At 48.0% G+C, this 14,895-nt stretch carries 15 protein-coding genes and 1 other annotated feature; all 15 genes read right to left on the reverse strand.

The features are described from left to right. Positions 1–19: 19 nt before the first annotated feature. Positions 20–1,393, reverse strand: a complete 1,374-nt coding sequence (locus tag HP567_RS21605) for an MFS transporter (protein ID WP_173608196.1) — start codon at positions 1,391–1,393, stop codon at positions 20–22. 15 nt (positions 1,394–1,408) lie between these two features. Continuing rightward, on the reverse strand, positions 1,409–2,560 hold the full coding sequence (locus tag HP567_RS21610; RefSeq protein WP_173608197.1) for a mandelate racemase/muconate lactonizing enzyme family protein: 1,152 nt from the start codon (positions 2,558–2,560) through the stop codon (positions 1,409–1,411). After that, entirely contained in the window at positions 2,547–3,320 is a 774-nt protein-coding gene (locus HP567_RS21615) for a TraR/DksA C4-type zinc finger protein (protein WP_173608198.1), read from the reverse strand. The genes HP567_RS21610 and HP567_RS21615 overlap by 14 nt, the downstream gene beginning before the upstream one ends. Before the next feature lie 104 nt (positions 3,321–3,424). Beyond that, on the reverse strand, positions 3,425–6,202 hold the full coding sequence (ileS, locus tag HP567_RS21620) for an isoleucine--tRNA ligase (RefSeq protein ID WP_173608199.1): 2,778 nt from the start codon (positions 6,200–6,202) through the stop codon (positions 3,425–3,427). Positions 6,203–6,247: 45 nt separating this feature from the next. Further along, positions 6,248–6,514, reverse strand: a binding site (T-box leader). Positions 6,515–6,604: 90 nt separating this feature from the next. Beyond that, complete coding sequence (locus HP567_RS21625; RefSeq protein ID WP_007717747.1) at positions 6,605–7,096, reverse strand: DivIVA domain-containing protein; 492 nt, start codon at positions 7,094–7,096, stop codon at positions 6,605–6,607. 100 nt (positions 7,097–7,196) lie between these two features. Then, positions 7,197–7,970, reverse strand: coding sequence for a YlmH family RNA-binding protein (locus HP567_RS21630; RefSeq protein ID WP_173608200.1), 774 nt, complete (start codon positions 7,968–7,970; stop codon positions 7,197–7,199). A 12-nt stretch (positions 7,971–7,982) separates the two neighbouring features. Continuing rightward, on the reverse strand, positions 7,983–8,249 hold the full coding sequence (locus tag HP567_RS21635; protein WP_173608201.1) for a YggT family protein: 267 nt from the start codon (positions 8,247–8,249) through the stop codon (positions 7,983–7,985). Positions 8,250–8,280: 31 nt separating this feature from the next. After that, positions 8,281–8,709 carry a cell division protein SepF gene (locus HP567_RS21640; RefSeq protein WP_173605318.1) on the reverse strand — a complete coding sequence of 143 codons (429 nt, stop codon included), beginning with the start codon at positions 8,707–8,709 and terminating at the stop codon, positions 8,281–8,283. Between the two features lie 42 nt (positions 8,710–8,751). Next, positions 8,752–9,450, reverse strand: a complete 699-nt coding sequence (locus HP567_RS21645; RefSeq protein WP_087348010.1) for a YggS family pyridoxal phosphate-dependent enzyme — start codon at positions 9,448–9,450, stop codon at positions 8,752–8,754. Between the two features lie 20 nt (positions 9,451–9,470). Further along, positions 9,471–10,301 (reverse strand): peptidoglycan editing factor PgeF, encoded by an 831-nt coding sequence (gene pgeF, locus HP567_RS21650; RefSeq protein ID WP_173608202.1) that lies wholly within the window; start codon positions 10,299–10,301, stop codon positions 9,471–9,473. 82 nt (positions 10,302–10,383) lie between these two features. Then, complete coding sequence (locus HP567_RS21655; RefSeq protein WP_015892085.1) at positions 10,384–10,662, reverse strand: YlmC/YmxH family sporulation protein; 279 nt, start codon at positions 10,660–10,662, stop codon at positions 10,384–10,386. A gap of 160 nt (positions 10,663–10,822) precedes the next feature. Next, positions 10,823–11,602: an RNA polymerase sporulation sigma factor SigG gene (sigG, locus tag HP567_RS21660; RefSeq protein WP_007717728.1), complete on the reverse strand. Its 780-nt coding sequence runs from the start codon at positions 11,600–11,602 to the stop codon at positions 10,823–10,825. A gap of 149 nt (positions 11,603–11,751) precedes the next feature. Continuing rightward, positions 11,752–12,474: an RNA polymerase sporulation sigma factor SigE gene (gene sigE, locus HP567_RS21665; RefSeq protein WP_007717727.1), complete on the reverse strand. Its 723-nt coding sequence runs from the start codon at positions 12,472–12,474 to the stop codon at positions 11,752–11,754. A gap of 2 nt (positions 12,475–12,476) precedes the next feature. Continuing rightward, entirely contained in the window at positions 12,477–13,442 is a 966-nt protein-coding gene (gene spoIIGA, locus HP567_RS21670; protein WP_173608203.1) for a sigma-E processing peptidase SpoIIGA, read from the reverse strand. A gap of 235 nt (positions 13,443–13,677) precedes the next feature. Then, positions 13,678–14,826, reverse strand: coding sequence for a cell division protein FtsZ (ftsZ, locus tag HP567_RS21675; RefSeq protein ID WP_106783052.1), 1,149 nt, complete (start codon positions 14,824–14,826; stop codon positions 13,678–13,680). Positions 14,827–14,895: the final 69 nt, after the last annotated feature.

A 14,895-nucleotide genomic window follows, 5' to 3' on the forward strand; every position in this document is an offset into this window, starting at 1 on the left:
ACCGACAGAGACAGCCTGTTTATTGTTTTTCCTTTTCTTTTTTTCCCGACAATACACGCTTGACGAGCTCATTTGGATCAAAACCATACTTTTTAATGGCTCTCTCACGTTGTTCCTCATGTACCGTTTCTGGTTCAATTCCCAGTACCTCTGATATTTGCCGCCATGCTTTCGTTTCGCTATTTTTTGTACCCTGTCCTTGCTGCTCGCCCTGCTTGGGTCTCAAGAAAAAGATCGCAACTACAGCGAAAACGAGCGATAACCCTGCAATTGATAAAAACATGACCGTCCGAGAAATTCCCAGCAACCAGGTAAAAATAGGCGGGCCGATCGCAACACCGATAAAACGGACTCCGCTATACAAAGAAGTAATCATGCCCCGCTCTGTTTTTTGTACGGCCCCAACGATCATGGAGTTCAAGCACGGTAAAATCATCCCCGTCCCCACGCTGCCGATGACCAAAATGCCTATCAGAACATAAGCCCCTTGGACAAAGCTGGCCAGAATATAAGACGTAGCCAGCAAAAACATGCCAATAATCACAAACAGACGCATCAGCTTCAGCTTCTTTTTAATGATAATCCCTGTCACATATGCCGCTATACTCATCACGAGCAAAGGAATCGCCAAAAAGAAGCCTTTGATGACACCATCAATCTTGTATTTTTCCTCCAATAAATCAGACAGGTAAAACAGTACACCAAACAACGTGAACAAGCAGATGCTCCCTATAAAAAACGCGGGGACAAGCCATTTTCCATGCTGCTTGAACACTTGCGCGATTGAATGCATGTACTGCTTGACGGGGAGCGGCTTCTTCTCCTGTTTCTTTTCCTTGGTCAGAAATAAAAACATCAGGAGGACGACACCGCAAATAATCGGAAACGCTAGGAAGACCATGTACCAAGAGATGAGAGCAAGCAAGGAGCCAAAAATCGGACTTAATACTTTTCCCATCCCATTTGATGTCTCCAAGAGCCCCAATGCCCTACTCTCCGAGGCGCCATCGAACAAATCCCCTACCAACGCCATCGCGATAGGGGCTGTCCCAGCGGCTCCGATCCCCTGCAACACACGCCCTCCCATGATAGCCATGTAAGGTTGATCCAGCCACAGCGCGGCAAGCCCTGCGAGTAAACCACCCAGACCATACAGGGCAAGCGAGATGATAATGACAATTTTTCTCCCGAATCGATCCGACAAATAGCCGGCAAAAGGGATAACAATACCTGCTGCAATCGAAAAAGCGGTGATCAATAAGCTCGACTGTAAGGAGGTGAGCTTCATTTCCGTTTTCATGGTAGGCAGTACAGGGATCAGCATAGAGTTGCCCAGCACCATAACTAATGGAACCCCGACAAGCCCAATCAGGTTTTTCGCATTTTGTGCCATACGAAACTCCTTATCCTACGCATAAGCGCTTCCGTCCCAGCGCAACGCGTTCATAATCTCCCAGTCAGGTTCAACGCCTATTCCCACGCCAGCAGGAAGAGTCACTTCGCCGTTTCTGGGTCGTAGCGGAAATAATTGTGTAAACGGGTTCTCCATGACGTCCCATTCGACTGGCTCAATGGGATGGCTATCCATCTTGGTCCATGCCAGCAAGCAAGCTTGTGCAAATAACGTATACAATCTTGCCAGCGAGCCATCAAAGGAATGCGGAGACACGCGATAACCAAACTGACGGGCCATTTGCAAATGCGTTCGATAATCGTCAATGCCCCCCGTATGCATCAGGTCAGGCTGTGCAATATCAATGGCTCCCCCCTCATACAAGGGCAAAAACTGTGCGCAACGGATCAAGTTTTCTCCGCCAGCAAGCGGGATGGATAATGATGAACGAAGCTTGATATATTCTTTTGCACGATCCATAGGCATCGGCTCCTCCAGCCAAAGCCAATTGCCATGTCGGGAGAAAAGCCGCTCCCACTTCCTTGCAGTCGCACAGTCGTAGCTCTGATTGGCATCTACTGCTACTAGAATTTCTTCGGGAAGCAAATTCATCAGTTTTTCGATGTGCGTCTGATCCTCAAGAACAGAGCGTCCGCCAATCTTTACCTTCACCATCTTGAAGCCATCGTCGACTTGCTGGCTGACTTGCTTCCATGACTGTTGCATCCAGTCTTCCGTTTCCCGGTAGGATTGGAGGGAGGCATATACCGGGATGCCAGAATGAATCTGGCCTCCCCACAGTTGGCACACAGATAGCCCCGCCACTTTCGCCAAAATTTCCGTAAGTGCCATACTGACACCTGAAGCCGATCGCTGATGCCACTTTCCTATGACATCGACAATCGCTACTCTGTTATCCACCTGCTTACCCAGCAAGTACGGAATAATGCGCTCACAAAAGCCCTTGTGCAGCGTTGGCAGCCAATCGATAATTTCTCCCCAGCCATCTACTCCAGACCGTGTGATAATCCGAATGAGATAACTAGTACGATAACGCTTGTACCCATTCGCATCACCGTAAGCTTGCGATAGACGATGAAGCAGCGGATACGTTTCCACGCGCTCAATTTGCAGGTCTGAAATCTCTACCTGGTCATGAGTAGTCATCTATGCCCTCTCGTTCGGCTTGCTCTCCCTCATAATCGTCATAGGAGAGGAAGTTGCCCTTCCCTTCTCCCTTTCTCATGTACTCCTCATACGTCCCGCTTCTCATAAAATGCACACTGTCCGGTCCGTGATAGCCTTCAATATCGGTGTAACCGATCTCCTCTACGGCTTCAACAAAGCCATCCGGCTCATTGCTCTCGATATACATTTCTTCGTAATCTGTCTTGTCAGGTTCCTGGTACGAAAAAGGAGTGCTGGATGTCCCCCATGCCTCGACAATTTGCCAAGCATCCTCACCGTCGAATCCGTTCTGTCCTTCTTTTTCATCCAAAGACGTTCGTCCGAAGGGTGGCTGCAAAAACTCCTCTTCAATCGGACGCGACTCATTGATTATCGGCGCTGGTGCGTGCTCCTTGCACGTTTGTGCCTGAGGCAATGCTTCCAGTCGCTCCACAGGTATTTGCTCTCCACAGACCGTACAGAGGCCGTAGGTGCCTTCCTCCATACGCAGTAGCGCCTGATCAATCTCTTTTAATGTCTCACGATCGAGACTATCAAGAGCCAAATCTTTTTCCCGTTCAAACATCTCACTGCCGATATCTGCCGGATGATTATCGTACATGGCAAACTCCTGCAAAGAGGTTGTCATCGGTTCTCTCATGCCATAATGGTCCTGTACGCGGTCTTCCAGTTCTTTTTTCTGTTCCAGCAGCTTTTCCCGGAAGCTGGCCACCATCTTTTGGTCCACGCTGTACACCACCTTTGTTTGGTTTCCTCAACAGGTAGTATGTCTTGGTCCCGAAGGAAATATGACCAGCAAAAAACCTGCCACCCCCTAAGGGAATGACAGGTTGATCAACGTGTTTATTCTGTTACATGTGCGTAGTGTTGTTCTACGATATCAGCACAACGTACGCAGAGTGAAGCGTGCGACTCGCGAGTGCCAACATCTGGTTTTACTACGCGGCAACGCTCGCATTTTCCACCGTCTGCGGCAGAGACCAAAGCAGCAATTCCTTCGAGTTGTACTGCCTCTGCCGGAGCAGAAGCGCTGTATACATCCACGTGAGCGACGATGAACAGGTCAGCCAGATCGTCCATTGCTGCCAATGTTTTCGCAACTTCTTCCGTTTGTGGGTACAGAGCCAGCTTCGCATCAACAGAGTTACCGAACACCTTGTTACGGCGCGCTTCTTCCATGGCTTTGAGAACCTCGTCTCGGATCGCCAGGAAAGCATCCCATTTGCTCTCTGCTTCTGCTGCAAAGCTGAGATGTTGCTCGTCGCCTTCTGGCATATCCGTCAATTGCACACTCTTCTCTTCCACTCCTGGAATGAACGCCCACACCTCATCAGCTGTATGCGGCAACAGTGGAGCAACCAGCTTCACCAGACTGAGCAAGCAATCGTACATTACTGTCTGTGCAGCGCGGCGCTTCAGACTGTCAGGTGCTTCTACATACAGGCGATCCTTGCAAATGTCCAGATAGAATGCGGACAAATCAATAACGCAGAAGTTGTGAACGGCATGGAATACAGTATGGAACTGATATTCATCATACGCTTTGCGTGCGCGCTTCGCGACTTTTGCCGCTTTCGCCAGAACATAACGGTCCAGCTCACCCAGCTCTTCGTACGCTACGCGGTCTGTTGCTGGATTAAATCCATCCAAATTACCCAACAGAAAGCGGAACGTATTGCGGATTTTGCGGTACACCTCAGCGATCTGATTGAGAATCGCATCGGAAATGCGCACATCAGCCTGATAATCAACAGAAGCTACCCACAGACGCAAGATATCTGCGCCCATCTTGTCAATAACTTGTTGTGGCACGATGACGTTACCAAGGGATTTGGACATTTTGCGTCCTTCCCCATCCAATGCAAAACCGTGGCTCAGGACAGATTTGTAAGGAGCTGTGCCATATACGGCAACCCCCGTCGAGAGAGAAGAGTTGAACCAGCCACGATACTGGTCAGAGCCTTCCAGATACATATCCGCTGGCCAAGCAATCCCTCTTTCGCGCAAAACAGCCTGATGGCTGGAGCCGGAGTCGAACCAAACGTCCATAATATCCGTTTCTTTGCGGAAATCCTTGCAATCGCATTTGGTGCAAGAAAGCCCTTCTGGAACCAGCTCATTCGCTTCACGGGAGAACCATACTTTCGATCCTTCTTTGCGGAACAGATCAGCAACATGGTTGATCGTCGTATCGTTAATGATCGGTTCGTTACACGATTTGCAATAGAAGATTGGGATCGGTACACCCCATACACGCTGACGGGAAATGCACCAGTCTCCACGATCCGCAATCATGTTAGCCAGACGAGTTTCTCCCCAATGAGGAATCCATTTTACATTTTTAATCGCTTCGAGCATTTGCTCACGGAATCCGTCAATAGATGCGAACCATTGCTCTGTCGCGCGATAAATAACCGGTTTTTTCGTACGCCAGTCATGTGGGTAGGAGTGCGTGAAGAAATTGAGCTTCAAGAGTGCTCCATTTTCTTTCAGCTTTTCCGTAATCACTTTGTTGGCATCTTCATAGAACAGACCTTCAAAGCCTGGTGCTTCAATGGTCATTTTACCTTCGTGATCTACCGGGCAAAGGACACCCAAATTGTATTTTTGACCAACGTTAAAGTCATCTTCGCCGTGTCCCGGAGCAGTATGAACGCAACCAGTACCTGCATCCAAGGTGACATGCTCGCCAAGGATGAGCGGAGACTTGCGATCGTAGAACGGATGCTGAGTCTCTACGCCTTCCAGATCTTGACCTTTAAAGCTCGAGAGAATCTCTACGCCTTCCCAGCCAATTTCTTTGCTCGCAGCTTCAATCAGACCGTTGGCTACCAGGAACTTGCGGTCATCCACCTTCACGACGTTGTACTCGAGCTCAGGGTGCAGGCTGATCGCGAGGTTTGCTGGCAATGTCCAAGGAGTCGTTGTCCAGATAACAACGCCTGTTTCTGTGTCCAGCTTGCCTTTTCCATCTGCTACCTGGAAGCTGACGTAAATAGAAGGAGAGCGCTTGTCTTTGTATTCGATTTCTGCATCAGCCAGAGCCGTCTCAGAAGACGGAGACCAGTACACGCAGCGCAGACCTTTGTAAATATAGCCCTTTTTCGCCATTTCGCCGAATACGCGAATTTGGTTGGCTTCATACTCAGGCAGGAGTGTTACATAAGGGTTTTCCCAATCTCCACGAACGCCCAGACGCTTGAATTGGTCACGTTGCTTGTCGATATAGGACCAAGCATACTCTTCACAGCGTTGGCGGAAATCGTTCACTTCGATGCTGCGACGATCCAGCCCTTGTGCATTGATAATCGCTTGCTCAATCGGCAAACCATGTGTATCCCAGCCTGGGATGTACGGCGCGTAAAAGCCTGCCATGGATTTGTAACGAACGATGAAATCCTTGAGGATTTTGTTCAGTGCGTGACCGATATGGATGTCTCCATTCGCATATGGAGGGCCATCATGCAAGACAAAAGACGGGCGGTCTTTTGTACGATCCAACACTTGTTGGTAAATATTTTGCTCTTCCCATACCGCTTGCATCTGTGGCTCGCGGCTTGGCAAATTTCCGCGCATGGGGAAATCTGTTTTTGGTAGCGCTAAGGTTTTGCTGTAATCCATGGCCTGATTCACTCCTTAAATAAATAAAAGCCTTCACTCATCCCATAAAGGGACGAGAGAAAGCTCCCGTGGTACCACCCTGATTGAACAAACCCGTACGACAAAAAAGCCTGCATCGGATTCGTTCCACTTCACTCATTCGTAACGGGAATGACGCGCTCACTTACTCACCTGTGCAACCATCAAGGTTCTCGGTTTTCGGATATTGAACTCCCGGGTGATTTTCTGCGAAAGCAACTGGCCGGGTTTTCACCTTTTCCCGACTCTCTAGGCAGTGCTGGCTCACGTACTCTTCCCGTTCATCGTCTATGATTTGTTTAAGTGTGTTCAACTTCTATAAGTGCTTTATTTCGAAAAAGTTGTCTTTCATTATAATACCATCATTGCTCGAACGTCAATGATTTATTCAACTGTTACAGGGGAATCAACTTGTGGCTGTTCAATGCTGTCCCAGTCGCCATTTTCCAGCATTTCCAACTGCGCTTCCAAAAGCGTACGAAAGCGCATACGGTAAACCGAAGCACGTTTTTTTAATTCTTCGATTTCGATTGCGATTTTGCGCGACTTCGCCAATGCTTCGTTGACGATTCGGTCTGCATTTTTCTCGGCTTCTTTTAAGATGAGCTGCGCTTCCTTGCGGGCATTCGACTTCACATCCTCCGCTGTCTCCTGCGCCACCAAAATCGACTTGCTCAAATTTTCTTCCAAACTCTTATAGTAATCTACGCGCTCATTCAGAATAGCTACGCGCTCTTCCTGTTCTTTTTTCTCTTTTATCAAGAGCTCAAAATCTTTGATCACCTGATCGAGAAATTCGTTCACTTCGTCAATATTATACCCACGAAAGCCTGTGCTGAATTCCTTATTGTGTATATCTAACGGCGTTAATGGCACATGAACCCCCCACTTTTCCCGATAATTCGTCTTCAATTATTTCGACAGGAATAGCAGTGTTTCCTGCCGTATTTTACATTTTTTTGCGCCTTGGTCCATCTTATGTAACCAGTCCGACAATCATGCGGAGTCTTCCGCTGCGTGTTGGACCTGCTACCTCAAGAATTTTGAACCGACCATATCCTGCAAGTGATACCATATCCCCCATCTGGAGTTGATACGATGGGTCCTCGATTACTTTCCAGTTGATTTTTACTTTTCCCGCTCGAATGGGCACAAGTGCTTTTGCGCGAGACATATTGTGTACTTCTCCGATGACCGCGTCAATTCGCGGTGATGGTACGGTGATCGTTTTTTCAACAAACTTGGGAGCAGGAGGTGTAAAGTCCTCCCATTCTACCCGTTCAAACTGAACAGAAGTCCGGTGAATTTGCGTCACCTGCGCACAGACAAAATCAGCAACTTCTTCTGCTACAATTGCATAGCTGCCAGCTGAATCTGTCAGCATATCACCGAATTTCTCCCGCTTCATCCCGACACCCAGCATGGCCCCCATCACATCTCGATGCTCCAGCACATGAAAGCGCTGATCAGCCTTGATTGCCAATAAGGTAATGCGATAGTCATCAGGCTCTACAGGGATATACTCCGGATGGATGATAATACGAACTCGCTCGGCACCCTCGTAGCCTCCATAAGGAGAAACCTTCACATCCCTTACTTGTGAGGATAGACTCTGAAAAATCATCAACTGCCTAGGGTCTACAAAATCAGTAAGGCGCATGGCCTGCTTCCGCTCTACTTGCGTCAGCATTTCCAGCGCCCGTTCAACAAAGGGACGTTCTTCTTTTGAAAAATGGTCAAATATGCTCATCGTTTCACTCGCCTAGAACATGATTTGTTGCAAAATGGCGTACAGGCCAGATTGGGCAAAACGCAGTGCAATCAATGCGACAATCGGGGAGATGTCGATGAAGCCGAGCGGTGGGATAAACCGGCGGAATGGCGCCAAATAAGGCTCAACCAGTCTTTCCAGTAACTGACCGATGCCTGTACCCCTCATTTGAGGAACCCATGACATCAAAATGTAAGCAATAATCATGTATTGATATACCGTAAAGGCAAAATTTAAAATCGAAATGACAGCAGTCATTGGCTCACCCTTTTACATTCGTCTTAATTGGCTACTCTTCCAACACACTGGAGATCGTACCCTGAATATCTACATGATCGGGCGTGCACACGAAGATCGTGTCTCCGACCTTTTGGATATCGCCGTTTAATGCGTAGACCGTCCCGCTCAAAAAGTCGATAATTCTCTTGGCTTGGTCTTTTTCCACGCGATGGAGGTTGACCACAACCGGTCTACGATGACGCAGGTTATCGGCGATATCCTGTGCGTCACTGTAATGACGGGGTTCACAGAGAATCAAACGGATTCCCTCCTTTTCCCGTGCTTGAAACGGTACCACGTTGTTAGTTCGGCCGATTGCTGGCTGGCGTTTGTGCGAGGACTCTTGCTCTTCTCTTTCCTCTTCCACTGTTGTTGTCTCTTCGATGTATTCCTCGTTTTCTAACCCCAGAAACCCCATCAATTTATTCATAACACCCATACTCTTCCTCCTCTCTTACTCCGTGGTTTGGTCTGCTTTCCTTTACTCCGGCTTGACCAATACCGATCCTAAACGAATATATGTAGCTCCCTCTTCAATGGCCACTTCAAAATCACTAGACATGCCCATAGACAGCTCTTCCACCTGTGCGTGCGGGAATGCCATCTCGTTAATCCGTTGCTTCCACTCATAGAGGCCACGGAACACCTGTCTGGCTTCCTCTTGATTTTCGACAACAGGCGCCATCGTCATTAATCCAACGATACTTATATGTTTCATATTACTGGTTTCGCGCAAAAAAGCCAATACGTCATTGGGACTAAGCCCAAATTTTGTCTCTTCACCGGATATATTGATCTGTAAAAAGCATTTTACGACATGATCCAGCGCTTCACCGCGTCGATTTAGCTCCTGTGCCAAAGAAAGTCTGTCCAGAGAATGGATGTACGGGAATCTTCCTACGACTTCTTTTGCCTTATTCGTCTGGAGGTGCCCGATAAAATGCCAGATCCCTTTATCGCCGTGTAGCTCGTGCTTCGGCAGGGCATCCTGCACGCGATTTTCCCCGATATTCTCAACGCCTACAGCGAGCAAGTCCCCAATGGCATCTGCGTCGACATACTTGGTCACGGCAATAATTTTTACTTCCTCACGTTTGCGGTTCGCCCGATCGCAAGCAGCCTGAATTCTTGCCTCGATGGATTGCAGTCGTTCTTTTAACAATTCTTGTTCCTTGGTCATAACGAACCCTTCCCTTTCTTCTATAGGTTTTCCTTCCAGCCGATATAAGAAGCCATGCGCCCGGTAGTTCCTTGTATTCCGGCTTCCTTGCGATGAGAGAAAAACAAGTCTGTTCTGCAGCTTGTACACCAATTCGTGGCTAAAATATTCCAAGAAGAAATTCCTGCTTCGAGCAATATCGCTGTGTTCAGTTGACGAAGGTCCAGCATATACCGATCCCCTGTGGTAGAGATCACTGCTTTTTCCCAATTGCCTGCACAAGTGCGTACCTGCGTCATGATTCGCTCATCAACTTCATAGCAACAGCCGCCAATGGATGGACCAATTGCGACGAGAATGTCCTCTGGCTTTGCTTGATAGTGCTTCGTCATTGCCTTCACCATTTCCTCGGCAATACGGCCCACTGTCCCCTTCCAGCCTGCGTGTGCAAGTCCGATTGCACCTGATTGGGGGGCTAAAAAATAGAGGGGAACACAATCCGCGTAAAACGAGGTCAGCATGACTCCTTTTTCAAGAGTAAACAAACCATCTGTTGCAGATATGACGTCCTCCAGACTTTCTTTTCCCGCACCGCCTGCTGTAACCTGGCATACCTGATTACCATGCACTTGATCGGCGCATGTCCACGCCGAAAATGACATCCCGACTTGTTCTGCCAGCTTGCGTCTATTGGCTACCACGTTCGCAGATTCATCACCCACATGCAGCCCCATATTAAAAGACCCGTACGGTTGTTCACTTTCCCCGCCTGAGCGAATAGTAAACCCCGCCACTAATCCAGGAAATTGATGCTCCCACTCTGTTAACGATAAGATTGACTTATCCTCTACCCTGACAAATGGTTCTCTCATGTTGTCACCTTCCTCATATGGCTAATCATACCATAGCCGAAAAGAAAAGAAAGGCTATCCGTGCCTTTCTCCCTTTACTCCGTTAGTATTCATCTCCACCTGAAGTTTTTACTTCAACTTTAAGTGCTTCTTCCATCCGAACAAGCACCACATCTTTCCCGATCTTCACAATATTGCGCCAAGGAATGACGTAATCGTTCCCGGCAGAAAAGAAGCCGAGAAACTTGCCTGGTCCCGGTACGACGATAGCCTCTACGCGCCCGTGACGCAGATCGATCTCCAAATCTGAAATTTGCCCAAGCCGTTTCCCATCAAGAATATTCACCACTTCTTTGGTCTGGAAGTCAGAGATTTTTACCATTCTTCCTCACCTTCTTTTCTCCGTTACTTACAGTATATGAGTCCAAAGAGGAATATGTCCGCTTCTTTGCCAAAAAGTAAGTCGATTGAAAACGAATGCTTCCGCTCGTACAAAAAACCCGAACGGTACAAGACCGCCGGGTCACCTATGTGGTTTCTCATTACGATTGAACGTGCTTTTGCATATGGGCAATTGCCGCTTTTTCTAATCGGGAGACCTGTGCCTGTGAAATACCGATTTCCTCTGCTACTTCCATCTGCGTTTTTCCTTCGTAAAAGCGCATGGATAATATCATTTTTTCTCGGTCACCTAGCCGCTGCATTCCCTCACGAAGCGCAATTTCCTCGACCCACGTGACATCTTTGTTCTTCTCGTCACTAATCTGATCCATGACATAAATCGGATCGCCACCATCCTGATAAATCGGTTCAAACAATGAAACCGGATCCTGGATCGCATCGAGTGCAAACACGACATCTTCTTTGGCTACGTTCAATTCCTGAGAAATCTCGATAATGGTAGGCTCTCGCGAATGTTTGTTGGTCAGATTGTCACGCACCTGCAAGGCCTTGTACGCGATATCTCGCAAAGAACGGGAAACGCGAATCGGATTGTTGTCCCGTAAATAGCGTCGAATTTCTCCGATGATCATTGGTACGGCATACGTGGAAAACTTCACATTTTGCCCGAGATCAAAGTTGTCGATCGCTTTCATCAACCCGATGCAGCCCACTTGAAACAAGTCATCCACGAACTCCCCGCGATTGTTGAACCGTTGGATTACGCTCAGCACCAGTCGCAAGTTGCCGTTGACCAGCTTTTCGCGGGCTGCCAACTCCCCACTTTGCAGGCGCTCAAACAATTCCCGCATCTCTTTGTTTGTCAACACCGGAAGCTTGGAGGTATCTACCCCGCATATCTCTACCTTATTGCGCGTCACGTCTTTCCCTCCTCGAAGCAAGAAAAAAGTCCCTAACCCGGTTGTCTTGAAAGGCCGCGTAACTGACGCGTAGCCGACCAAGAAGGTGGCAAAAACCACCATCTGTTTCGGTTTAGGAACAGTATCCCCCCAAGCTGGGAAAATATGCGTTAGACCATCTTGTTGAATTCTTTTCGCAACCGTTTTATAATTCGCTTTTCCAAACGGGAAATATACGACTGTGAGATACCCAACAAATCCGCAACATCCTTTTGTGTCTTTTCCTCTTCTCCTGCTAAGCCGAAGCGCAGCTCCATGATAATTCTCTCGCGGTCAGACAGTTTATCCAGTGCTTTTTTCAGCAGCTTTCGATCCACTTGGTCCTCGATGTTTTTATAGATCGTGTCATTCTCCGTACCCAAAACATCTGAGAGCAACAGTTCATTGCCGTCCCAGTCAATGTTAAGCGGTTCATCAAAAGATACCTCTGAGCGAATTTTATTATTGCGGCGAAGATACATGAGGATTTCGTTTTCAATACAACGAGAAGCATATGTTGCCAGCTTGATGTTCTTGTCTGGATCAAAGGTATTCACTGCCTTGATCAAGCCGATGGTGCCAATGCTGACCAAGTCCTCAATGTTAATTCCCGTATTCTCAAACTTGCGGGCGATGTAAACGACCAGACGAAGATTGCGTTCAATCAACATACCGCGGACAGCCGGATCACCGGACGGAAGTCGTCCGAGCAGCAGCTCCTCTTCTTCTCTGGTCAACGGTGGAGGCAATGCTTCACTCCCGCCAATATAATAGACTTCTTCGGCGCGTACACCAAGCCAGAGCAAGATTCGGTACCAGGTCAACTGGAGTTGTAGGCGAAGTTTTACATACATGATTAGCCCTCCTGTTTGAGAATAAAGGTTGATTCTTCCGCTTCATAAGTTTCCATCATGGCTGGGTGCACGATGGCCTGATACTTACCGTCAGCGGCCAATGGGATGGGGTTAAGCCCGATCAGCACCCGTTCTGTTTCAAAACGAATCCCATCTTGCACGACCATGACATGGTCTGGTTTGATTGCGAGTAAAAAATCCATCCCTCTTGACACGCTGCGATACGGGATCAAGCGTACCCGCGACTGCCATTCCAGCGGCAGATGGTCCCAAGATCCGTCCAGCTTCTCCCACACTCCACCGTTTTCATCGGCTTGTCGGAGAAGCGACGGCGGAAGCAAATGTGCGAACATGCGATTTTCCATTATCATGACGGGTATGCGTGTAATCGGTTCGTGGAGCTGGTTTCCTGTATCCACAAGTCCACGGCAAATGACTTTTTCCCCAGCTAACGTAACGACGACATCAACGAGAAAGGTTTCGATTCTTCGCGGCTCCTGAATCGCGCGGTAGCTCCTTTTCCCGAGGAAAAAGATCAGGATAAACCCAATCAAAACAATCGCCAAAGTAGGCTTGAACCCAACGCCAAATCCATCATTATGCGTGACAACCAGTCCATTTACAATTTCACTCTGCGGTGCCAAAAAATACTGTAGCCCAAGCACTCCTCCTCCGAACACAAATGCGACAAAGTAAAAAATGATCAAGTTTTGCGCAAAAGACAACAACCTCCTATTCCCAAAAGCAATCCACAGCATGATGACAGAAAAGAGCAGTTTGACCCACCATTGATACATCGGAGAAAACACAGGAAAAAAGAAAAAGACCAGATACGCGGAGCCAAACAGGGAGGCAAGTATCATTCTCCACCACACCATGCGCTCTTTACGAAAATAAGCAGTAAACCAGAGTAACAAGGTATCAATAGCTACATTCAGGAGTAGAATGATATCAAGATACACAACCACTTGCTTTCCCCCTCATCTTCTGACCGACTTGGCAGCAAGCATATGTCCTAGCAAAAATGGTAAATAGTAGGACGACTTCTATCAGTAAAAGCAGTATATATCAATGTGTATGTAAAGTCTGTCAATTCTTGACGGTGTTTTTTTGGTTTTTTTGTCTAACATTTTTCAGCTAATCAACGAAAAAAAGCCTTGTCCCCACTGACGGGAACAAGGCTTTTGACAGTCGTTTTTCACTTTAGTTTTTGTTGCGGCGGCGATTGCGCAGGAATGCTGGAATATCCAGATTATCCAGGTTGCCCATGGAGAAGAAGGATTTGTCTTCCTCTTCTTCCTTCGCTCGGCTGTTATTCGTATTGGAAACTGGTGTCGGACGATTGCCAGGCGTATTGACCGCCTGTTGTTGACGGCGAGGGGCTTCCGGAGCCCGTTGAGCATGCTCAAAGCCTGTGGCAATAACTGTCACGACCAATTCATTCTTTAATTCCTCGTTAATCACAGCACCGAAAATCATATTCACATCTGGGTCCGATGCGGAAGCCACGATGTCTGCTGCTTCGTTTACTTCGTACAAGCTCAGGTTGGTACCGCCTGTAATGTTCATGAGAACACCGCGTGCACCATCAATGGAAGTCTCGAGAAGTGGGCTGGAAATAGCACGGCGAGCAGCTTCAGCCGCACGATTCTCTCCGCTGCTTACACCGATTCCCATGAGAGCGGAACCACGCTCAGTCATGATCGTCTTCACGTCAGCGAAGTCCAGGTTGATCAAGCCAGGTGTTGCAATCAAATCGGAAATACCTTGAACCCCTTGACGAAGAACGTTGTCTACTTCGCGGAATGCTTCGAGCATTGGCGTATTCTTATCAACGATTTCCAAAAGACGATCGTTAGGAATCACGATCAGTGTATCTACTTTTTCTTTCAAAGCAGAAATACCGATTTCACCGTGCTGGGAACGTCTGCGACCTTCAAAGGAGAACGGACGGGTTACTACACCAACTGTAAGAGCACCCATCTCCTTGGCGATCTCTGCAACAACAGGTGCTGCCCCTGTACCCGTACCACCGCCCATACCAGCCGTTACGAATACCATATCAGCTCCACGCAGAGCGTTCTCAATCAAATCACGACTTTCTTCCGCTGCTTTTTTACCGATCTCAGGATTCGCACCTGCTCCCAATCCACGTGTCAGCTTTTCACCAATTTGCAGCTTCATATCGGCATTAGAGAGTTGGAGTGCTTGCGCGTCAGTGTTCAAGGTGATGAACTCTACACCTTTCAACCCTCCTGCGATCATGCGGTTTACTGCGTTACTACCGCCGCCGCCGCAACCAATAACTTTAATTCGTGCAAAGGATTCCATATCCATATCAAATTCCAGCATATTGCTAGTCCTCCCCAATTCAACATAAGAAAACTTCGTGGCTACAGAAGCCTGTCAACTAAACACAAT

Source organism: Brevibacillus sp. M2.1A (assembly GCF_013284355.2).
Lineage (GTDB): Bacteria > Bacillota > Bacilli > Brevibacillales > Brevibacillaceae > Brevibacillus.

What these genes read in the sequence shown, in the direction of transcription:
- HP567_RS21605 (WP_173608196.1), bottom strand. Translation starts at nt 1,393, where the DNA reads ATGGCACAAAATGCGAAAAACCTGATTGGGCTTGTCGGGGTTCCATTA.
- HP567_RS21610 (WP_173608197.1), bottom strand. Translation starts at nt 2,560, where the DNA reads ATGACTACTCATGACCAGGTAGAGATTTCAGACCTGCAAATTGAGCGC.
- ileS (WP_173608199.1), bottom strand. Translation starts at nt 6,202, where the DNA reads ATGGATTACAGCAAAACCTTAGCGCTACCAAAAACAGATTTCCCCATG.
- HP567_RS21630 (WP_173608200.1), bottom strand. Translation starts at nt 7,970, where the DNA reads ATGAGCATATTTGACCATTTTTCAAAAGAAGAACGTCCCTTTGTTGAA.
- HP567_RS21635 (WP_173608201.1), bottom strand. Translation starts at nt 8,249, where the DNA reads ATGACTGCTGTCATTTCGATTTTAAATTTTGCCTTTACGGTATATCAA.
- HP567_RS21640 (WP_173605318.1), bottom strand. Translation starts at nt 8,709, where the DNA reads ATGGGTGTTATGAATAAATTGATGGGGTTTCTGGGGTTAGAAAACGAG.
- HP567_RS21645 (WP_087348010.1), bottom strand. Translation starts at nt 9,450, where the DNA reads ATGACCAAGGAACAAGAATTGTTAAAAGAACGACTGCAATCCATCGAG.
- pgeF (WP_173608202.1), bottom strand. Translation starts at nt 10,301, where the DNA reads ATGAGAGAACCATTTGTCAGGGTAGAGGATAAGTCAATCTTATCGTTA.
- HP567_RS21655 (WP_015892085.1), bottom strand. Translation starts at nt 10,662, where the DNA reads ATGGTAAAAATCTCTGACTTCCAGACCAAAGAAGTGGTGAATATTCTT.
- sigE (WP_007717727.1), bottom strand. Translation starts at nt 12,474, where the DNA reads ATGTATGTAAAACTTCGCCTACAACTCCAGTTGACCTGGTACCGAATC.
- ftsZ (WP_106783052.1), bottom strand. Translation starts at nt 14,826, where the DNA reads ATGCTGGAATTTGATATGGATATGGAATCCTTTGCACGAATTAAAGTT.